The organism is Caulobacter sp. GW821-FHT10E02 (assembly GCF_059415225.1).
Genome location: NZ_JBWKMV010000001.1, coordinates 975,577 through 995,406, shown reverse-complemented (window position 1 = coordinate 995,406; position 19,830 = coordinate 975,577). Strand labels below are relative to the sequence as shown.

Genomic DNA, 19,830 nt, shown 5'->3' with positions numbered 1-19,830 from the left:
GCGCGCGTCGCGGCTCGTCCGTCGAAAAAGAAAGAGCGGACCCGGCCGGAGTGAGGAAGCCGGGCCCGCAGGAGGGAACATCAGTTGAAGTTGTACCGGAGGCTGGCGCCGAAATAGCGCTCGGCGTCACGCGGCGTGATCTGGCGCATGAACGAGGTGCCGTTCGGGATGCGGTTGATCACGAAGTGCTGGTCGGTGAGGTTCTTGGCGATCAGGGCCAGACGAACCTTCTCGTCCTTGCTGACGAACGCGACGCTGGCATCGACCGTGCCGTAGCCCTTCTGGATGGCGTACGGGTTCTGGTTGATGTCGAAGCCCATCTTGCTCTGGTATTGCGCGCCGACATTGAAATCCAAGTCGAACTTCTGGCCTTCCAGCGGCACCAGCCAGCTCGTGTTGACCGACAGCTTGTGCTTCGACGACAGCGGCAGCGGCTTGCCGTTGATCGCCAGGGCCGGACAGGCCCCCGTCGCCGGGCATTTGAACTGGTCGATCTTGGCGTCGATATAGGCGTAACCGCCGGTGAACCGCAGGTTCTTGATCGGCTCGAACACGAAGTCGGCTTCGACGCCCTGGGTCTTGATCGTGCCGGCGTTGGTCAGGCGCGAGACCACCGTGGTGCCGATCAAGTCCAGGTTGGTGGCCTGGAAGTTGTTGTATTTCGTGTTGAAGGCCGAAAGGTTCAGCACCAGACGGCCGTCCAGCAGACGCGACTTCAGGCCGACCTCGTACGCATTCGAGGTTTCGGGCGCGATGCCGAAGTTGTCCGTGGCCTGCATGTTGAAGAACACGTTCATCGCCGGGCCCTTGTAGCCCCGGGTGTAGCTGCCATAGGCCATGATCACCGGCGTGAAGTCGTACTGCGCGCCGACCTTGCCCGACCAGCCGCTGGCGTCGGTGCCGCCCGTGCCCGAGAAGGTCGGGTTCACGCCGCTCAGCGCGGCCGCGCCCGAGGTGCGCAGACGGCGGTGCACGAAGTCGATGCTGTCATGCGTCCAGCGCGCGCCGAAGATGCCGCGGAAGCGATCGCTGAAGTTTAGCGTGCCCTGGCCGAAGGCGGCGTAGTTCTCGAGCGTGGTCTGGAATTCGCCGATGCCGGAATTGGCGGTGTAGGTCGAGGCGCTCGGCGAACAGGGCGTCGCCGTCCCCAGGCTGCCCAGGGTCACCGGGGCTAGGGTCGAGGCGGTGCACGAGGTGACCGTGCGGATGAAGTAGTTGCTCTCCCAGGTGTGGTAGTAATAGAGGCCCGCCACATATTCGAAGAAGTGGCCCAGCGGCGACGCGATGCGCAGTTCCTGGGTGAATTCGTCGAAGTTCAGGCGGCCATAGTCCTGGGTGCGGATGTCGGCCGCGAGCGCCCCGGTCGCCACATAGCTGGGCGCGTCGGAGCGGAAGTCGCCATCGCGGCCCTGGGCGTTCTTCCAGTTCCGATAGGCGGTGATCGAGGTCAGGGTGTACTCGCCGACCGACCAGTTCACCTGGGCCGAGAAGCCGCTGTTGATGTCCTTGGTGAACGGTGACTGGTCGTTGTCGATGTCCTTGTTGCGGTCGTTCGGCGTCAGCGGCTTCAGCGACGGCAGGAAGACGTTGTCGTTGAACGGGCTGGAGAACACCGTGCCGATGCTGTCGGCATAGCCGCTGTCGACATTGTGCGAATAGTCGGCGATCAGGTCGACGGTCAGGTCGTCGGTGGGCTTCCAGCGCAGGCGGCCACGCAGGCCGTTGTGCTCGTAGCCGTTGACGTCCTCGCCGTTGAAGACGTTCTTGCCGTTGCCGTCATAGTGGCTGAAGAACCCGGCCAGCGAGCCGGCCAGAGTGTCCGACAGCGGCCCCGAAACGGCGCCGCGCAGGCGATATTCGTTGCCCTGATAGTATGCCGCGTCGATGTAGCCGGACTTCTCCTGGCCGGGCGCGCGGGTGATCAGGCTGATGACGCCGGCCGAGGCGTTCTTGCCGAACAGCGTGCCTTGCGGACCGCGCAGGATCTCGACCCGCTCCAGGTCCAGGAAGTCGGCTGTGGCCTGGCCGCTGCGGGCGTAGACGACGCCGTCCACCACCATCGACACCGACGGCTCGACGCCCGAGGCGAACGAGACGGTGCCGACGCCGCGGACGGTCAGGGCGGAGTCCTTGTTGGTGTTGCCCTTCCGGAAGGTCAGGGCCGGCGCCATCTGGATCAGCTGCTCGGGCGAATTGACGTTGGCCCGCTCCATGGCCTGGCCGCTGACGACGCTGATGGCGATCGGAACCTTCTGGACGTTCTCGGACCGCTTCTGGGCGGTGACGATCACCTCCTCGATCACCGGCGCATCGGACGTGGATTGCGCCCAGGCCGAAGTCGCCGGCAGCAGGCCGAGCGTCAGCGCCATGGCGGCGCCGCTCATCATCGCGGCGCGATGGTTACGCGTGTTCATTGGATACCCTCCCTCTTTAATTCCCACCTTTTTGGTGGGTGTTGTGTGCCTCTCGAAGAGGCGTTGGTCTTCCTAGAAAAACTGGTCCCTCATGCAGACAGCTTCAGGCGCAGGAAGTCGGCCACCTGGTCGCCGACCATGGTCAGTTGGGTGACCGCCGAAGCGTCGTCGCACGCGCCGTCCTCGCCGAAGCGCGAGACCTGGCTGTTGATCGCCGCCGCCATCGGCGTGGGCCAACCGCGCAGGGCGTGGACGATGGAGCGCAGGGTGGCGATGGTGCTGCCCGTCGCCTGCCAGCCATAGGCCGTGACAATCAGGCCGACCGGTATGCCGCTGAGATAGACACGCCCGTCGCGGGCGGTCTCCTCCAGCAGATCGAGGGCGTTCTTGATCGCACCGGAGATGCTGCCGTGATAGCCCGGCGAGGCGATGACCAGACCGTCGGCCCGGCGCACGGCCTCGACGAAGTCCAGCTCCTGCGGCGTGCGCGAGGCGGCCTTGGGCAGGTACATCGGCAGGTCGCCCAGGAAGTCGCCGCCGAACATGCGGGTCTCGACGCCGCGTGCCTCGACCGCCTTCAGCGCGATGGCCAGGGCCCGCTCGGTGGACGAGCTGGTTCCGGCCACGCCGCCCAGACCGACGACGAACGGCCGACCGCTAGCTTGAGACGAGGACGGCATGCTCTCCCCTCGCCCTAGACCAGAGGCCCGTGGTCGATGTGCGGCAGCACGTGGCGGGCGAACAGGTCCGCCTCGGCCGCGTGCGGATAGCCCGACAGGATGAAGGCCTCGATGCCCATGTCGCGGTAGTCGTTCAGCTTGGCCAGCACCTGGTCCGGGTCGCCGACGATCGCCGCGCCGCAGCCCGAGCGGGCCCGGCCGACGCCGGTCCACAGGTTGGCCTCGGCATAGCCGTCGTCCTTGGCGCTCTCGCGCAGGGCCGCCTGGGCCGCCACGCCGGCCGAAGCCGAGTCCAGCGACTTGGCGCGGATGGCCGCGCCTTGCTCGGCGTCCAGCTTGCTCAGCAGGCGGTCGGCGGCGGTGCGGGCCTCGGCCTCGCTGTCGCGGACCACGACGTGGGCGCGGTAACCGTAGCGCAGCGTGCGGCCGTACTTGGCGGCGCGGGCGGTCATGTCGGCCATGATCTCGGCGATCACTTCCTTGCGGTCCGGCCACATCAGGAAGACGTCGCAGCCCTTGGCGGCGGCCTCGCGGGCGTCTTCCGACAGGCCGCCGAAATAGAGCAGCGGCGCCTTGCCCGAGACCGTGGTGATGCGCGGCGGGTCCAGCTTCAGGTTCCAGAACTCGCCCTGGTGGTCCAGGCTCTCGCCGTTCAGCATGGTCTTGAGGATGCTCATCGCCTCGACGGTGCGGGCGTAGCGCGGGGCCGAGGCCAGCTTCTCGCCCGGCATGTCCGAGGAGATGATGTTGACGGTCAGGCGGCCGCCCAGCATCCGGTCGATGGTGGCGATCTGGCGGGCCAGCTGCGGCGGCCACATCTCGCCGATCCGCACGGCCATCAGCAGACGCATGCGCTTCAGCAGCGGCGCCATGCCGGCGGCGAAGGCGGTGGTGTCGACGCCCAGCTCGTAACCCGACGGCAGCAGGATGTTGTCGAAGCCACCGCTCTCGGCCTGCAGGACGATGTCACGGCAGTGCTCCCAGCTGGACTTCAGCTTGGGATCGGGAACACCGAGGAACTCGTAATCGTCATCGCAGAGCGCGGAGAACCAGCTGATCTCGCAAGGCGGACGTTGGGTCATGGCAAGTTAGCTCCCATGGAGGCGACGAGGACACGGTACCAATCCGCGCGGGTCCAGCGCGGCTTGTAGGCGTCCGGTATTTCAGCGATGCGGGCCACGGTTTGCGAGCCCACGATGGGGAGCGGCCGCGCCGGATGCGCCATGATCCAGCTGTAGGCCGCCGCGGTGCGCGAGACACCCGCCGTCTGCGCGACCTCGTCGAGGATGGCGGCCACCGCCCTGCCCCGCTCGTCCCGCGGGTCGGCGATCCGACCGCCGCCCAGCGGCGACCAGGCCAGCACGGCCATGTCGCGACCCATGGCCTGATCCAGAACGCCGTCGAACAGCGGACCATAGGCCAGGGGCGAGAACTCCGGCTGGCAGGAGACGATCGGCAGCGACAGGTGCGCGGCCAGGGCCTCGACCTGCGCCGGCGTGTAGTTGGAGACGCCGACCGCGCCGATCTTGCCGGCCTTGTGAGCGACTTCCAGCGCCCGAGCCACGACGGCCGGATGGGTCAGCATGTCGGGACGGTGGACCTGCCACAGCGCCACGTGATCCACGCCCAGGCGCTTCAGCGAGGCGTCGATGGCGCTTTCCAGATAGGCCGGGTTGGAGTCGTAGGGCACGCCCGGGATGATCCCGCCCTTGGTGGCGATCACCATGCGTTGGGCCAGGCCCGGCGCGGCGGCCAGCACCTTGCCCAGCAGAGCCTCGGACGCGCCGAACGCCTCGCCGTTGTCGGGGCCGTAGATGTCGGCCGTGTCGAACAGGGTGACGCCGGCGTCCAGCGCGGCCTCGACCAGGGCCTGGGCCGCGCCGATGTCGGTTCCCCTGAAACGCCACATGCCCCAGGCGACCGAGGAAATCTCGGGACCATCGGCGTGGAGACGGCGCGTCGGCGGGGGCGTGTCGAGGTATGTCATCGTTGTCATATTACGCACGTTTGAACGGGTGACAACGGTGATTTTTCAGTGACCTCCGCGCGTAAGACGACGAGTGTTCGACGTTGAACTTCAATCAACACGCTGAAATAAAAGCAATTATCTTCATATATCGGTGCATTTTCGAAATCACGACCAACTTGCCCACGTCCACGAATATGATAACGGTGTCAGAGCAAGACCGCAGGCGCTAAAGCGGCTAATCAGCTAGGTTTCGGGGAGAATGATGGTTCGGATCACGTCTTACGCGCCGGGATTGGCGGTCGCTGGCCTGGCGACCCTGGCCGCGGCCTATGTGTCGGACCACTACGGCGCGCCGCTGACCCTGATGTGCCTGCTGTTCGGCCTGTCGATGAACTTCCTCAGCGTCGATTCGCGGCTGGAGCCCGGGCTGACCATCGCCTCGCGCACCCTGCTGCGCTGGGGCATCGTGCTGGTCGCCGCCCGCGTCACCTTCGGACAGATCGCTCAGCTCGGCCCACAGGCCCTGGTCTCGATCGTCGTCATCGTCGCCCTGACCCTGGGCTGCGGCGTGCTCGCCGCGCGACGCATGGGCTTCTCGCCGGCCTTCGGGGCCCTGTGCGGCGGAGCGGTGGCCATCTGCGGCGCCTCGGCGGCCATGGCCTTCGCCAGCCTGCTGGGCGACAAGCGGATCCAGCAGGCTCAGCTGACCCTGGTGCTGGTCGGCATCTCGGCCTGCAGCGCGGTGGCCATGGCCCTCTACCCGGCCATCGCCCACCATCTGCATTTCAATGACCTGCAGGCCGGCTTCATGCTGGGCGCCTCGATCCACGACGTCGCCCAGGCCCTGGGGGCCGGCTACAGCTTCTCGCAACCCGCCGGCGAGACCGCCGCCATCGTCAAACTGACCCGCGTGGCCCTGCTGGCCCCGGCCCTGGCGGTCGTCGCCCTGTTCCTTCCCAAGGATCCGGACGCCAAAATCTCCACGCCCGTCCTGCCCTGGTTCGTGATCGGCTTCTTTGGCGTGGCGGCGATCAACTCGTTCGGCCTGATCCCCCACGTCGCCGCCGATGCCGCCGGCAAGGGGGCCACCGCCCTGCTCGCTTGTGCTGTCACGGCCACCGGTGTGCGCTCGAACATGCAGTCGCTCACACAGACTGGCTGGCGGCCGCTGCTGGCGATCCTGGCGGCGACGGCGCTAGCCCTGGGCCTCAGCGTCGCTGCGGCGGCCTTCGTGATCCACGGCTAAGGCTTGCTCGGCGGGGCCGTGGAGCCTCGCAGCACCAGCTCGTGGGCCAGGCGGCGGTTGACCGGACCTTCGACGCCTTCGAACAGCAGGCTGGCGGCGGCGTGGGCTAACTGGCGGGTCGGTTGACGGACGGTGGTCAGCGGCGGCCATAGCTGGCTGGCCAGGGCGGTGTCGTCGAAACCGGCCACCGACAGCTCGCCCGGCAGAGCGATGCCGCGCCGGTGGGCCACGGTCAGCACGCCGGCGGCCATGTCGTCATTGCTGGCGAAGATCGCGGTCGGCGGGATCGGCAGGTCCAGCATGGCGTCGGCCGCCGCCTCGCCCGAGGCGAAGTCGAAGAAGCCCTGGCGCACATAGCGCGGCTCATACGGCAAGCCCGCGCGGTCCAGCGCCCGGCGATAGCCGTAGAGGCGCAGGTCGCTGGCCGTGTGGTTGACGTGGCCGATGATGAAGCCGATCCGCTTGTGGCCCAGCGAGATCAGGTGGCTGGTCATGTCGTCGGCGGCCTGGACGTCGTCCATCGACACCGACGGGCTGCGGCCGTGGTCAGTGCCGGGCGAAATCCGCACATAGGGCACGCCCCGGCGGTCCAGCTCTTCCAGCGCCGCCACGTTGTCGGTGACCGGCGAGGACAGGATCACCCCGTCGACCTGGGTCTGGTCGATCAGCCCGCCGATCTCCGCCGCCAGGGTGGACGATGCCGCGTCGCTGGGCTGGGCCAGCAGACGCACGCCCTCCTCGATACAGCGTTCCCAGATGCCGGTCTGGATCTGGTGGATGTAGTGGGGACTGTGGTTGTCGTAGATCAGCGCGATCTGGTGGCTGCGCTTGCCCGCCAGCATCCGCGCCGCGGCGCTGGGCTGGAAGCTGAGCGCCTCGATCGCCTCCTCGACGCGCACGCGCACCTCGTCGGAGACGTACTTCTCGCGATTGAGGACGCGCGAAACGGTCTTGGTCGAAACGCCGGCGCGAGCCGAAACGTCCTTGATCGTCGCGCGCACCGCGATTCGCCTCCCATCGACGTATGAGCTTCATTGCTACCCATTGCGGTCGCCGCCTTCAATGGGACGGGAGCGTTACCGGGTCTTGAGGGCCTTGGCGACGACCGGGGCTAGAGCCTCACCGATCTTCTTGGCGCCGACCGCGTTGGGATGGATGCCGTCCCGCTGCAGCAGGGCCGAGTTGCCGCCCACGCCCGCCAGGATGTTCGCGTACAGCGGCACGCCGAACTCCTTCGCCAGGCTGGGATAGACCGCGTTGAATTCGCGAGCGTAGGACGCCCCGATGCTCGCCGGCGCGCCGACGCCGACCAGCACCACGCGGATGCCGCGCGTCTTCAGCTTCTGGAGGATGCCGCGCAGATTGGCCTTCGTCTGGGCGGGCTCGATGCCTTGCAGCAGGTCGTTGCCGCCCAGCGCCACCACGCAGACCTTGGTGTCCGCCGCGACGCTGAACCCGACCCGCGCCAGGCCGCCGCCGGTGGTGTCACCCGACACGCCGGCTGCCCGGACGACAGCCGAGGCGCCCAGCTTGCCCAACGCCGCCTGCAGCTGCGCCGGCATTGCGTCGCGCGCCGGAAGGCCCAGGCCCGCCGTGATCGAGTCGCCCAGAACCGTGACGATCTGCGGCTTCGGCGCGGCCGCCGCGAGGGGCAAAAGCCCAAGGCCGAGTAAAATTCGGCGACGGTCGGGAAAACGCTGTGCGGTCAGGCTCATGCCTTCCTATGTAGTCAGGCTGCCGGCCGAACAAGGACCGGCCTCGCAGGAAACACCATGACCGACGACGCCTCGCCTCTCGTTCTAGACGCCGTCGCCCTGACCCTGCCCTCCTCCGCCGGCCCCGTGAACATCCTGCGCGGCGTCGACCTGACGGTGAGCGCCGGCGAGCGCGTGGCCGTGGTCGGGCCGTCGGGTTCGGGCAAGTCATCGCTGATCGCGGTCGGGGCCGGGCTGGAGGAACCCACCGCCGGCACGGTGCGCCTGTTCGGCCAGGACCTGTCCAAGCTGAACGAAGACGGCCGCGCCCGCCTGCGCCGTGGTCGGGCGGCGCTGGTGTTCCAGTCCTTCCACCTGCTGCCCAACATGACCGCCGAGGAGAACGTCGCCACTCCGCTGGAGATCGCCGGGACGCGCGACGCCCTGCCCACCGCGCGCGACTGGCTGGGCCGGGTGGGCCTGTCCGGCCGCCTGACCCACTATCCGCATCAGCTGTCGGGCGGCGAGCAGCAGCGCGTGGCCCTGGCCCGCGCCCTGGCCGCGCGCCCCGCCCTGCTGTTCGCCGACGAGCCGACCGGCAACCTCGATGGCGCGACCGCGACCTCGGTCGCCGACCTGATGTTCAACCTCGTCGCCGAGGTCGGGGCCGCCCTGGTCATGGTCACCCACGATCCGAGTCTGGCCACCCGCGCCGACCGCATCGTCCGGATGGCCGACGGGCGCATCGCCTCGTGAGCCTGCCTCTTGCTTTCCGTCTCGCCGGTCACGAGCTGCGCTCCGGCGTGCGCGGCTTCCGTATCTTCCTGGCGTGCCTGGCGCTGGGCGTGGCGGCCATCGCCGCCGCCGGCTCGACCGCCGAGGCCTTCCGCCACGGCCTGGCCAGCCAGGCGCGCGAGATCCTGGGCGGCGACCTGTCGTTCTCGGTCGAGAACCGCGACTTCACCGACAACGAGCGCGCGGCCTTCGACAAGCTGGGCGTCACCACATACGCCGCCGTGGCGCGGGCGATGGCCCAGGCACCCAGCGGCGAGCGCCGCCTGGTCAGCCTGCGCGGTGTCGACGGACGCTTCCCGCTGGCGGGCGCAGTGACCCTGGAGGGCGCGCCGAATCTTGGTGCCGCCCTCGCCGACCGCGCCGGCTTGCCTGGCGCAGCGGTCGAGCCGGCGCTGCTGGACCGCCTGCACCTGAAGATCGGCGACAAGTTCGAGGCCGGACCCATGACCCTGGTCGTGCGCGCCCGCCTGGTCAGCGAGCCTGACGGCCTGTCGCGCGGCTTCTCGATGGCCCCGCGCGTGCTGGTCCGTCGCGAGGTGCTGGAGAAGTCCGGCCTGCTCGCGCCCAGTGGCCTGACCAGCCGCACCGTCCGCGTGGCGCTGAAGCCCAGCGAGGACCCGCGCGCCATCGGCAAGGCCGTGCAGGCGGCGCTGCCGGACGCCCACCTGCGGGTCCGCGACCGCCTGGACGCCGCCCCCGGCGCGCGGCGGCTGATCGACCAGCTGGAATACTTTCTCGGCTTCATCGGCCTGGCCTCGCTGGTGGCCGGCGGCCTCGGCGTCGCCGGCGCGGTCTCGGCCTATCTGTCGACCCGGGAGCCAGCCATCGCCGTGCTAAAGGCCCTGGGCGCCGAGAGCGGCCTAATTCGAGACCTGCACCTGATCCAGATCGGCGTGCTGGCCTTGCTAGGCATCGCCATCGGCCTTGCGATCGGGGCCGTCGCGCCCTTGATCCTCGGCCAGATGGCCGGCTCCAGCCTGCCGATCCCGGCGCTGTTCAAGGTCTATCCCCTGCCGCTGGCCAAGGCCGGGCTGTTCGGGGTGCTGGCGGCCGCGGCGTTCTCGCTGGTCCCGCTGGCGAGGGCTCGGGTTACCCCGCCCTCGGCCCTGTTCCGCCGCGCGCCCAAGGCCCGCCTGCCGCTGGGCCTGGAAACGATCGGCGCGGTCGTCGCCGGTCTTGGCCTGGCCGCCCTGGCCGTCGCCACCGCCCCGACCCCGCTGGCCGCCGCGATCATGATCGCCGGCGTCGCGGTCGCCTTCGGCCTGCTCACCGCGTTGGGCCGCTCAGCTGCGTGGCTGGCCGGACGCCTGCGCGGCCTGACACGGGGTCCCGCCAAGCTGGGTCTCGCCAACCTGGCCGGTCCGGGCTCGGCGGCCCGGACCGCCAGCCCGGCCATCGGCCTCGGCGTCGCGCTGCTGGCCTGCGTGGTGCTGATCCAGTCGGCGCTGCTGGCCCAGGTCAGCGACGTCGCTCCGCGCACCGCCCCGGCCATGGTCTTCACTGAAATCTCCGGCGACCGCGCCGCCGCCTTCGACGAGACCGTGGCCGGCGTCATCGGCCCGTTGCGTGAGGACGCCTATCTGCGCATGCCATTCGCCACCGGTCGGATCATCGCCCTGAAGGGCAAGCCGGTCGATGTGAAGACCATCAAGAGCTCCGAGCGCTGGGCGTTCGACAACGATCTGAGCCTGTCGCTGCTGGCCAAGGAGCCGAGGGCCGCCGGCGTGGTCTCCGGCCACTGGTGGCCCGCCAACGACGCCGGTCCGCCCAAGGTGGCCCTCAGCGCCGAGATCGCCCAGGCGGCGGACCTCAAGGTCGGCGACACCATCACCGTCCTGGTGCTGGGCCGAGAGATCGAGGCCAAGGTCGCCGTGCTGCGGAAGATCGACTTCGGCGGTTTCGGCCCCAGCTTCAACCTGATCTTCAACCCCGTCACGCTGGAGGGCGCGGAACTGCGCAGCGTCGCCATCGCCCGCCTGAACCGCGCGCAGGAAGCGGCCCTGACCCGCAAGCTCGGCGAGGTGTTCCCGGGCGTCAACGTTATCAGCGTGCGCGAGCAGCTGGACGCCGCGGCGGCCCTGTTCGATCGCCTGGCGCTGGCCGTGCGCGGCGCGGCGGCTGTCGCGGGCCTGGCGGGCCTGCTGGTGCTGGCCGGAGCCATCGCCGCCGGGGCGCGAGCGCGGGCCCGTGAAGCCGCGACCTTGAAGGTGCTGGGCGCCACGCGGAGCCAGATCCTGATCGCCTACGTCATCGAATACGGCGCGGTCGGCCTGATCGCGGGCGCGGCCGGCGTGGCGTTCGGCTTCGCCGCCGCCTGGCCGGTGGTGGTCAAGGTGTTCGAGGCCAGCTGGAGCGTCGACTGGAGCGGGGTGCTGGTGTTGCTGGCCGGCGCGACGGGCCTGGCGACCTTGGGCGGGCTGATCGCCGCCAGCCTGGCGCTGTCGCAACGTCCCGCGCCGGTGCTGAGAGGCGATTAGGCGCGGGACGGATCAAACCAATTCCCGCATAGATCGATAGCGCCTTTGGTTTAGACCCCGTCGGCCGCCCCCTCTACCGTGATGATCAAGAAGCGGCCCCCTGGGAATGACCCGGTGCGAGGGCCGCCGCTCGGAGAGGACTTCATGAGCCGAATGTCGCCGACGGAAATGGCCCGCCAGCTCGGCGGCGGCCTGCTGTCGTTCCCCGTCACCCATTTCGATGCCGATCACCAGTTCCTGGAAGCGCCCTACCGCGAGCACTGCGGCTGGATGCTGGAGCGGGACCTCGCCGGCCTGTTCGCCGCCGGCGGCACGGGCGAGTTCTTCTCGCTGCGCCCGGCGGAAGTCGGCCAGGTGGTCCGCGCCGCCGTCGCCGAGACCAACGGCAAGATCCCGGTCATCGCCGGCTGCGGCTATGGCACGGCCATCGCCACCGACCTGGCCGCTGACGCCGAGGCCGCCGGCGCCGACGGCGTGCTGCTGCTGCCGCCCTACCTGACCAACGCCACGCAGGAAGGCCTCGCCGCCCATATCGAGGCGGTCTGCAAGGCCACCAAGCTGGGCGTCATCGTCTACAACCGCGACAACGCCATCATCAACGAGGACACCCTCGAGAAGCTGTGCGAGCGCAATCCGAACCTCGTCGGCTTCAAGGACGGCGTCGGCGACCTGGAACTGATGATGCGGGTCTATGCCCGCATGGGCGACCGCCTGACCTATATCGGCGGCCTGCCGACGGCCGAGACCTTCGCCCTGCCCTATCTGGAGATGGGCGTGACGACCTATTCGTCGGCCATCTTCAACTTCATGCCGGAATGGGCGCTGGAGTTCTACAAGTCGGTCCGCGCCCGCGACCGTGAGGCCGTGATGGCCGGCCTGCGCGACTTCGTGCTGCCCTACATCACCCTGCGCAACAAGGGTAAGGGCTATGCGGTCTCGATCGTGAAGGCGGGCATGAAGGCCATCGGCCGTGACGCCGGTCCGGTGCGCCTGCCGCTGACCGAGCTGACGCCGGCCGAATATGCCGAGCTCCAGGGCCTGATCGCGGGCGCTACCGCCGGCGATCAGCGCCGCGCCGCCAACGGCTAGGATCAAAGGGGTCGATGCTTCAGACGCATCGACCCACTTTGCACGCCCGATGAACGCGTTCACGCCCCTGCCCGGCAAGAAGACGTTGGCGATCGGTCCGAACGAGCGTCTAGCTTCACGCCTCCAGGGTGTCGTCGATGGGCGTTTTCCGATGTTCGAACTGAGTCAGCTGCGCTGCTTCGTGGCCACGGCCGAGGAGCTGCATTTCGGCCGAGCGGCCCAGCGGCTGAACATGACCCAGCCGCCGCTCAGCCGGCAAGTTCAGCTGCTGGAGCGGATTCTGGGCGTGACCCTGCTGGACCGCACCAGCCGCAATGTCCGCCTGACCCCCGCCGGCCGCGCCTTCCTGCTGGAGGCTCGCCGCATCCTGCGCCTGGCCGAGAGCGCCGCGCTCGCCACCCGCCGCATCGCCAGCGGCGACGCCGGCCAGATCGCGATCGGCTTCACGGCCGCCTCGGGCTACAACTTCCTGCCGCAGCTGGTGATCCGATCCACGGCCCGCCTGCCCAATGCCGACCTGACCCTGCGCGAGATGGTCACCCGCGAGCAGGTCGAGGCGCTGCTGACCGGCCAGATCGACATCGGCCTGGTCCGTCCACCGATGGAGCGGGCCGAGTTCGCCACCGCCCGCGTGCTGTCCGAACCGCTGGTCGCGGCCCTGCCGACCGGCGACCCGCGCCTGGCCAAGGCCACCCTGACCCTCGCCGATTTCGACGCCGCGCCGCTGATCATGTATTCGCCCGAGGGCGCGGGCTATTTCTACAACATGCTGACGACGCTGTTCGACGCCAACGGGGTCGCCCCCAACTACGTCCAGCACGTCACCCAGATCCACTCGATGCTAGCGCTCGTCCACGCCGGCCTGGGCGCGGCGATCGTGCCTGAGGCGGCCATGAGCCTGCACTTCGACGACGTGCAGTTCCGGCCGGTGGCGACCACGCCCGACCGGCCGGTCGAGCTCTACATGGCCTGGCGCAAGGACAACGAGAGCCCGATCCTGCAGACCTTCATCGACCTTTGCCTGGCCGAGGCCCCGCCTTCGGAGTCCGGCGCGCGCTGACGCGTCCCTCCCTTCGGCGGGCCAAGGCCCAACGACAAGAGACTTGGGAGAGACATTCATGACCCTCGATCGCCGCGCCGTGCTGGCCGGAACCCTGGCCGCAGCCGTCGCCACGCGCGTCAACGCCGCCGGTCGCGCCGCGCCCGTGGCGACTACTGTCGCCGGCCGGGTGCGCGGGGCCGAAGTCGACGGGATCAAGGTCTTCAAGGGCGTCCGCTACGGCGCCGACACGTCTTCTCGACGGTTCCAGCCCGCCCTGGCGGCTCAGCCCTGGAAGGGCATCGCCGACGCCCTCGCCTACGGTGCGGCGTCTCCTCAGAGTAAGGCCGACGAAGGGACCAGCGAGGACTGCCTGTTCCTCAATGTCTGGACGCCGGGCGTGGCCGACGGGAAGAAGCGGCCGGTGATGTTCTACGTCCACGGCGGCGCCCACGCGAACGGCTCGGGGTCGAGCCCGCTGTACGACGGGACCTGGCTGGCCAAAACCTATGACGTGGTGGTGGTGACGGTGAACCACCGGCTGAACTGCTTCGGCTATAGCTACCTAGCGCGGCTGGGTGGGCCGGAACTGGCCGACAGCGGCAACGTCGGCAATCTCGACCTGATCCTGGCCCTGGAGTGGGTGCGCGACAACATCGCGGCCTTCGGTGGCGACCCTGGCAATGTCATGACCTTCGGCCAGTCGGGCGGCGGCGGCAAGGTCGTGACCCTGATGGCCATGCCGCGCGCGGCGGGCCTCTACCACAAGGTCGCGACCATGAGCGGCCAGCACGTCACGGCGATGGGGCCGATCCACGCCACCATCCGCGCCAAGGCCTTCATGGACAAGCTGGGTCTCAAGCCGGGCGAGGTCGAGAAGCTCAAGACCCTGCCCGCCGCCCAACTGGTCGACGCCCTGAAGATGCGAGACCCCTTGGAGCGCAAGGGCAACATCATCTTCTGGTCGGTGCTGGACCATGGCGTCCTGGCCCGCCATCCGTTCTATCCGGACGCGCCGCGCGAGAGCGGCCACATCCCGATGATCATCGGCAACACCCACGACGAGACCAAGGCCTTCCTGGGCGGCGATCCCAAGAACTTCGCCCTGACCTGGGAGGAACTGCCGGGCAAGCTGGACAACGAGCTGGTGCTGGACATGTCGCCCGAATATCTGGTGGCGAAGTACCGGGCGCTCTATCCGAACTACAGCCCCTCGGACTGCTTCTTCGCCATCACCACGGCGGGGCGCTCATGGCCGGGCCACCTGATCCAGGCCGAGCAGCGGGCCAAGACCGGCGCGCCGGCCTGGATGTACCAGCTGGACTTCGGGGCCCAAACCGATCCGAAGATGGGCGCCTACCACACCTACGACATCCCCTTGGTGTTCGGCACGCTGGACGCCGAGGGCTCGAAGACCGGCACTGGGCCAGCGGCCCGGAAGGTGCGCGATCAGATGAGCGCGGCGTTCGTGGCTCTGGCGCGGACCGGCGATCCGAACAACGCGGCGATCCCGGCTTGGGAGAAGTACACCCTGCCCCGCCGGCCGACGCTGCTGTTCAACGAGACATCGAAGATGGTCGACGACCCCCGCAAGGAAGAGCGCGAGCTGTTCTCGGCCGCGCCGTTCCTGAAGGAAGGGACCTAGCGCAGGCTGGCGGGCTTGGAGAACGCCGAGCTCGCTCCCGCCGCCGTGGTGGTCGTGGCGGTGATGGCGGAGCCGGCCGTCGCACCGTCGACCTGACCGGCAAAGGCCGCCTTGCCGCTGGCGTCGGTGACGGCCTGGACCGAGCCGAGATAGCGCTCGCCCTCGGCGGTTCCGGCCCTGCCGGCAAAGACCTCAACGGTGACAGAGGCCTCGAGCGGACCTTGCAGGACGCCCTTCACGGCGACCTTGCCGGCGGCCGTGCGAGCCGAGGTCAGGCTCGGCGGCTGCAAGCCGAACTGCGGCGGCGCGTGGCAGTTCGCCGGATCGTCCTTGCCTGCACAGACCACCGCCGCACCAGCCTTGTCGAACACCACGCCCATGCCGCGTGAGCCGACGAAGCTGCCGTGCTCCAGGCCCGGCGGGCCGACAACGATGCCGCCACGGACCAGCTTCGGATCGCAAGACCCGCCGGCCGAGCAGCGCAGGATCGGCAGGCCGTTGCCGGCGATGACGTTCCGGCTGATGCGGTTGGCGGCGACCTTGGCTTCCGGACGCACCGCGATGCCGATCCCGTTGCCGCGGATCTCGTTGCCGACGACCATGTTGCCCGCGCCCGTCAGGCTGATCCCGAAGGCGTTGCCCTCGAAGACATTGGCGCCGACATAGTTGCGCGCGCCCCAGTTGGACTGCAGGCCGTCGGAGTAGCGGGTGAAGCGGTTGCGCACGACGGTGTTGTCGTTGCCCCACAGAATCTCGATGCCCTGCGAAGGCTCCAGATTGTCGGTCCCACCGTCAAAGACGTTGTCGGCGATCAGGTTGAAGGCCGCGCCCCGCGTCAGCTCCAGGCCGTCGCCGTTCTCCACGAAGGTGTTTCGCAGCACCTTGTTGTCCAGCGTCGTGTTCGAGGTCGAGCCGCCCTTGCCGTCGTCGCCGCTGAGCATGACGCCCGCGCCGCCGATATTGCGGACGATGCGGTTGTCGACGATCACCGCGTTGGAGGTCCGCAGGATCAATACGCCGATGCAGAAGTTGCGGATCTCCAGGCCACGCAGGGTCACGCCCTTGGTGTCGACCAGGGCGAAACCCGGATTGCTGGCGGTGCGGACATTGGTGCCGTACTGGCCTGGAACCATGCCGGGACAGGACTTCAGATCACGCGGCAGATAGCCCGAGCCATCGACTACGTTGTGGCCGCCCGATCGCGCGAAGGCCCGGCCTTCGATGCTCACCGGCCCCTTGATCGGCGGCAGGGCCGACTTCAGCACGATGGTCGAGGCGGCGATCTCGATGCGGTAGCGGCCGGGCTCGGCGTTGCTGGTGGCGATCGCCCAGCGCAGCGAGCCCTGGGCGTCGTCATCGGCCTCGCGATCGACGAGCAGCAGCGTGGTCTCCGCGCCGGTGTTGGCGGGACCGCCGGCGGCGACGGCCGCGATCGGCTTGGGATCAGGCGTCTGGACGAGCGCCAGCGCCAGGACAACACCGAGCATCGATCCCTCCTAAGCGGCTACGCCCTGTCCCACGGGAAGGTCAGGGTCGGGGCGTTCGTATAGCGCTTCATCTTCAAGGTCAGCCGCGCTCCGGCGCCGGGGGCCAGGCGTAACGTGAATGCCGAGGAATCGACCGGAACCGCCGCCGCCTCGCCCACCGCCGCGCTGAGGATCTGGTGCTCGGCATAGGCGCCGCCCTGCACCGTCACGGTGCGCGAGCTGACCTGATTGGTGTTGACCAAGGTCACCACCGTCTCGTCCTCCCCGAGCTTCTCGACCAGAGCGGCGACATCCTGCGGGATTCCTGCGCGGCGGCGCTCGGGGTCGAACCAGCGCAGCCGCGTGTAATGCAGCGCCCCGCCTTGGGCCGGCGAGGTGCCCGACCACGGCGGCCGGGCGATCTGGATGCCGCCCTCCATCAGGTGGATCAGGGCCGTGACGCTGGCCGGATTGATGTCCAGCGCCGCGTCGGCCAGACGGGTGTCGGGGGTGGTCTTGTCGTCGCGCTGAGCCTGGGCGCGGGCGCGGACCCGCTCCAGGTCGCCGCGCAGGGCCTTGGTCGGGAAGCCGGCGTCCTTGCCGTCCAGATAGTTCAGCCACGGATGCTCGGCGGCGCGGGCGCGGTCGCTGGGCTTTTGCGACATGTACCAGATCTCGAGCCCGTTCAGCCGGTACTCGCCATTCGCATAGCCGTACCAGCCCTTGGGACCGTACATGCGCGGGGTCTGGACCTTGCCGTCGACCGTCTTCTTCTGGGCGTTGATCACGTCGTTCTGGCGGCGCCAGACGTCGAGATACTTGTCGTCGCCGGTCAGCAGATAGGCGTTGAGGAAGCCGACCACGGCGCGCGGCACACGGTTGCGGTCCTCGCGCTTGCCGGTCTGAGGCACCAGCGGGCTGAAGCCCCAGCCGTAGGTCCCGCTCCACCACTGGCCCTTGGGCCCGCCGATCTTGCCGTCGAGGCCGATCTTGCTGGGCAGCACGTCGCCATTGGCCTTGGCCCGATCGATCCAGGCGTCGACGTAAGAGACGATCCAGTCGCGGTACTTCGGCTCGTGGTCCAGCATGTAGGCGTTCAGCACCAGGCTGGTGGCCTGCAGGTTCAGCGGCGCATCGCCGACCACATCGCCGTATTCGTCGTAGTGGTGCAGCGTCTGCTCGTAGGTCTCCTCGCCGTGCTCCATGAAGAAGTTCGTCGGATCGAAGCGGTCGCCGGCCCAGTCCAGCGGCGTTGCCTGTCGCAGCATCGGCCCCTTGCTGCCGGTGATCATGCTGCGGATGATCTTCAGCTTCGGATCGTAGTTCGAGACCGACTTATCCTCACCGGTATAGAAGCCCGAGAAGCGCCTGACCCGGTCGCGGTACTTGGCGTCGTAGGGGTCCGACAGGCCCAGCAGGTTGAACACCGACAACCCTTCGGACAGGTGCTGCCAGTCGGTCATGACCGGGAACTCGCGGTAGTACATGCCCTCACGGGCGAACGGCACGTCCTTGGTCTTGGCGGCCGTGTACTGGGCGACATTGCCGTCGAAGGCCTTCTTGGCCATGGCCAGCAGGCTGTCGCCGCCGCCCAGGGCGTGCAGGGTCGGCCAGTCGTTGGCGTTCTCGATGGCGTCGTCGGGGCCGTCATTGGCGCCCCAGCGCTCGACCGCTCGCAGCCAGCCGCGCTCGTCGAAATAACGGGCGAAGAAGGCCTGGCAGGCCTCTTCGTTGGCCTTCAGCAGCTCGCGTTGCAGCAGCGCCCATTCGGGCGGGGCCATCGGCGTCGAGACGGTGGTGAGCGGCGCGGCCATGCCCGGCTTGGCCAGGGCGGCGAAGACCAGGGCCGAGGCGCCGGCCAGGACGGAGCGACGGGTCGTCATGCTCAGGCGGCCTTCAGTTCGAGGCGTTGGATTTTCCCGACGATCAGGAAATAGGCCAGGATGCAGATCACGCAGTGGACGCCGACGAAGATCAGGGCCCCGTCGAACGAGCCTGTCGCCTTGACGATGTAGCCGATGACGATCGGGGTCACGATGCCGGCGACATTGCCGAAGGTGTTGAAGATGCCGCCGGTGACGCCGGCCATCTCCTTGGGCGAAGTGTCGGCGACTACCGCCCAGCCCAGCGACGCCACGCCCTTGCCGAAGAAGGCCGCGGCCATGATCACGATGACCAGCCACTCCTGCTCGACGTAGTTGCAGAGGATAATGCAGGTGGCCAGCACCATCCCGAGGAGCAAAGGCGTCTTGCGGGCGATGTCCAGATTGCCGGTCTTCTTCAGCAGGCCGTCCGAGATCATGCCGCCCAGGATGCCGCCGGCGAAGCCGCACAGGGCCGGCAGGGCGGCGGTGAAGCCGGCCTGCAGGATCGACAGGCCGCGCTCCTTGACCAGGTAGATCGGGAACCAGGTGACGAAGAAGTAGGTCAGCACATTGATGCAGTACTGGCCCAGATAGACGCCGAGCAGCATGCGGCTACCCAGCACCTGCTTGACGTTGGCCCAGTTGAAGGCCGCGCCGTTGGCCGCGTTCTTCTCTTCCATCCGCACCAGGCCGCCGCCGGCTTCGATATAGTCGACCTCGGCCTTGTTGACGGCCGGGTGAGCCAGCGGGCTGTGGATCAGCTTGGCGAAGACGATGGCGGCGACGAGGCCGACCCCGCCCATCACCCAGAACACCGAGCGCCAGCCGAAGCTGTGGGCCAGCCAGCCCATCAGCGGCGCGAAGGCCACCAGCGAGAAGTACTGCGCCGAGTTGAAGATCGCCGAGGCGGTGCCGCGCTCCGAGCCCGGGAACCAGGCCGCGACGATGCGGGCGTTGGCCGGGAACGAGGGCGACTCCCCAAGCCCCACGGCGAAGCGCATGGCGAACAGCAGGCTCGCGGCCATCAGTCCGGTGAAGAAACCGGCCAGGCCCTGCAAGGCGGTGAACAGCGACCAGACCACCAGCGAGATCACGTAGATCGTCTTGGAGCCGAACTTGTCCAGCAGCGCGCCGCCCGGGATCTGGCCCAGGACGTAGGCCCAGGCGAAGGCCGAGAGGATGTAGCCCATCGCCACCGGGTCCAGGCCCAGCTCCTTCGACGCCGACTGGCCCGCGATCGAGAAGGTCGCGCGGTCGGCGTAGTTGATGGTGGTGATGATGAAGAGAACCGTGATGATCAGCCAACGCACGCGCGTCCGCTTGGCGGCTTCGGTCATCCTTGGTCCCCTTCCCTCATGATGCCGATCTGACGTCGGCGTGGGTGAAGGGACGCTAGAGGCCCCCGTCCATCAGGTCTAAGTCAATTCGCCTATGGACCGATCTAACGCAGG

The 19,830-nt window shown here is 68.6% G+C and carries 15 protein-coding genes; 6 read left to right on the top strand and 9 right to left on the bottom strand.

What is annotated here, in order from left to right:
• Positions 1-80: 80 nt before the first annotated feature.
• The 4 genes from AC07NI_RS04450 to AC07NI_RS04435 all read right to left on the bottom strand — a co-directional run bounded on the left by AC07NI_RS04450 (position 81) and on the right by AC07NI_RS04435 (position 5,090).
• Positions 81-2,414 carry a TonB-dependent receptor gene (locus tag AC07NI_RS04450; RefSeq protein WP_494616475.1) on the bottom strand — a complete coding sequence of 778 codons (2,334 nt, stop codon included), beginning with the start codon at positions 2,412-2,414 and terminating at the stop codon, positions 81-83.
• Positions 2,415-2,503: 89 nt separating this feature from the next.
• Entirely contained in the window at positions 2,504-3,094 is a 591-nt protein-coding gene (locus AC07NI_RS04445) for an NADPH-dependent FMN reductase (RefSeq protein WP_494616474.1), read from the bottom strand.
• Positions 3,095-3,108: 14 nt separating this feature from the next.
• Complete coding sequence (locus AC07NI_RS04440; protein WP_494616473.1) at positions 3,109-4,176, bottom strand: LLM class flavin-dependent oxidoreductase; 1,068 nt, start codon at positions 4,174-4,176, stop codon at positions 3,109-3,111.
• Positions 4,173-5,090 (bottom strand): aldo/keto reductase, encoded by a 918-nt coding sequence (locus AC07NI_RS04435; protein ID WP_494616472.1) that lies wholly within the window; start codon positions 5,088-5,090, stop codon positions 4,173-4,175. Before AC07NI_RS04435 ends, AC07NI_RS04440 begins: the two co-directional genes overlap by 4 nt.
• A 235-nt stretch (positions 5,091-5,325) precedes the next feature.
• Here AC07NI_RS04435 and AC07NI_RS04430 point away from each other — a divergent pair, with 235 nt between their 5' ends.
• Positions 5,326-6,309 carry a YeiH family protein gene (locus AC07NI_RS04430; protein WP_494616471.1) on the top strand — a complete coding sequence of 328 codons (984 nt, stop codon included), beginning with the start codon at positions 5,326-5,328 and terminating at the stop codon, positions 6,307-6,309.
• On the opposite strand, the gene AC07NI_RS04425 is transcribed toward AC07NI_RS04430, so the two are convergent.
• Complete coding sequence (locus AC07NI_RS04425; protein ID WP_494616470.1) at positions 6,306-7,310, bottom strand: LacI family DNA-binding transcriptional regulator; 1,005 nt, start codon at positions 7,308-7,310, stop codon at positions 6,306-6,308. The genes AC07NI_RS04430 and AC07NI_RS04425 overlap by 4 nt on opposite strands.
• Before the next feature lie 75 nt (positions 7,311-7,385).
• Complete coding sequence (locus AC07NI_RS04420) at positions 7,386-8,024, bottom strand: arylesterase (RefSeq protein ID WP_494616469.1); 639 nt, start codon at positions 8,022-8,024, stop codon at positions 7,386-7,388.
• Positions 8,025-8,081: 57 nt separating this feature from the next.
• On the opposite strand from AC07NI_RS04420, the gene AC07NI_RS04415 reads away from it, so the two are divergent.
• The 5 genes from AC07NI_RS04415 (at position 8,082) to AC07NI_RS04395 (ending at position 15,048) form a co-directional block, all read left to right on the top strand.
• Complete coding sequence (locus tag AC07NI_RS04415; RefSeq protein ID WP_494616468.1) at positions 8,082-8,759, top strand: ABC transporter ATP-binding protein; 678 nt, start codon at positions 8,082-8,084, stop codon at positions 8,757-8,759.
• Positions 8,756-11,275, top strand: coding sequence for an ABC transporter permease (locus AC07NI_RS04410; protein WP_494616467.1), 2,520 nt, complete (start codon positions 8,756-8,758; stop codon positions 11,273-11,275). The genes AC07NI_RS04415 and AC07NI_RS04410 overlap by 4 nt, the downstream gene beginning before the upstream one ends.
• 144 nt (positions 11,276-11,419) lie before the next feature.
• Complete coding sequence (gene kdgD / locus AC07NI_RS04405) at positions 11,420-12,364, top strand: 5-dehydro-4-deoxyglucarate dehydratase (protein ID WP_494616466.1); 945 nt, start codon at positions 11,420-11,422, stop codon at positions 12,362-12,364.
• Between the two features lie 151 nt (positions 12,365-12,515).
• Positions 12,516-13,424 (top strand): LysR substrate-binding domain-containing protein, encoded by a 909-nt coding sequence (locus AC07NI_RS04400; protein ID WP_494616465.1) that lies wholly within the window; start codon positions 12,516-12,518, stop codon positions 13,422-13,424.
• A 58-nt stretch (positions 13,425-13,482) separates the two neighbouring features.
• The gene (locus tag AC07NI_RS04395; protein ID WP_494616464.1) at positions 13,483-15,048 is read left to right on the top strand and encodes a carboxylesterase/lipase family protein; all 1,566 of its coding nucleotides are present in this window, start codon (positions 13,483-13,485) and stop codon (positions 15,046-15,048) included.
• Here the strand turns inward: AC07NI_RS04395 and AC07NI_RS04390 are convergent.
• From AC07NI_RS04390 to AC07NI_RS04380, 3 genes are read right to left on the bottom strand one after another with little or no spacing between them, the layout of a single operon-like run.
• Positions 15,045-16,535 (bottom strand): right-handed parallel beta-helix repeat-containing protein, encoded by a 1,491-nt coding sequence (locus tag AC07NI_RS04390; RefSeq protein WP_494616462.1) that lies wholly within the window; start codon positions 16,533-16,535, stop codon positions 15,045-15,047. The two genes, AC07NI_RS04395 and AC07NI_RS04390, sit on opposite strands and share 4 nt — an antisense overlap.
• Positions 16,536-16,552: 17 nt before the next feature.
• Positions 16,553-18,397 (bottom strand): DUF8034 domain-containing protein, encoded by a 1,845-nt coding sequence (locus AC07NI_RS04385; protein WP_494616460.1) that lies wholly within the window; start codon positions 18,395-18,397, stop codon positions 16,553-16,555.
• Between the two features lie 2 nt (positions 18,398-18,399).
• A complete protein-coding gene (locus tag AC07NI_RS04380; protein ID WP_494616459.1) occupies positions 18,400-19,716 on the bottom strand; it encodes an MFS transporter in 1,317 nt (438 codons plus the stop codon).
• Between the last annotated feature and the right edge of the window lie 114 nt (positions 19,717-19,830).

Bases quoted from the DNA above. Each gene is read 5' to 3' on its own strand.
- AC07NI_RS04445 (WP_494616474.1), bottom strand. From the start codon at position 3,094: ATGCCGTCCTCGTCTCAAGCTAGCGGTCGGCCGTTCGTCGTCGGTCTG.
- AC07NI_RS04380 (WP_494616459.1), bottom strand. From the start codon at position 19,716: ATGACCGAAGCCGCCAAGCGGACGCGCGTGCGTTGGCTGATCATCACG.
- AC07NI_RS04395 (WP_494616464.1), top strand. From the start codon at position 13,483: ATGACCCTCGATCGCCGCGCCGTGCTGGCCGGAACCCTGGCCGCAGCC.
- AC07NI_RS04450 (WP_494616475.1), bottom strand. From the start codon at position 2,414: ATGAACACGCGTAACCATCGCGCCGCGATGATGAGCGGCGCCGCCATG.
- AC07NI_RS04440 (WP_494616473.1), bottom strand. From the start codon at position 4,176: ATGACCCAACGTCCGCCTTGCGAGATCAGCTGGTTCTCCGCGCTCTGC.
- AC07NI_RS04385 (WP_494616460.1), bottom strand. From the start codon at position 18,397: ATGACGACCCGTCGCTCCGTCCTGGCCGGCGCCTCGGCCCTGGTCTTC.
- AC07NI_RS04400 (WP_494616465.1), top strand. From the start codon at position 12,516: ATGTTCGAACTGAGTCAGCTGCGCTGCTTCGTGGCCACGGCCGAGGAG.
- AC07NI_RS04420 (WP_494616469.1), bottom strand. From the start codon at position 8,024: ATGAGCCTGACCGCACAGCGTTTTCCCGACCGTCGCCGAATTTTACTC.
- AC07NI_RS04415 (WP_494616468.1), top strand. From the start codon at position 8,082: ATGACCGACGACGCCTCGCCTCTCGTTCTAGACGCCGTCGCCCTGACC.
- AC07NI_RS04390 (WP_494616462.1), bottom strand. From the start codon at position 16,535: ATGCTCGGTGTTGTCCTGGCGCTGGCGCTCGTCCAGACGCCTGATCCC.
- AC07NI_RS04430 (WP_494616471.1), top strand. From the start codon at position 5,326: ATGGTTCGGATCACGTCTTACGCGCCGGGATTGGCGGTCGCTGGCCTG.
- AC07NI_RS04435 (WP_494616472.1), bottom strand. From the start codon at position 5,090: ATGACAACGATGACATACCTCGACACGCCCCCGCCGACGCGCCGTCTC.
- kdgD (WP_494616466.1), top strand. From the start codon at position 11,420: ATGAGCCGAATGTCGCCGACGGAAATGGCCCGCCAGCTCGGCGGCGGC.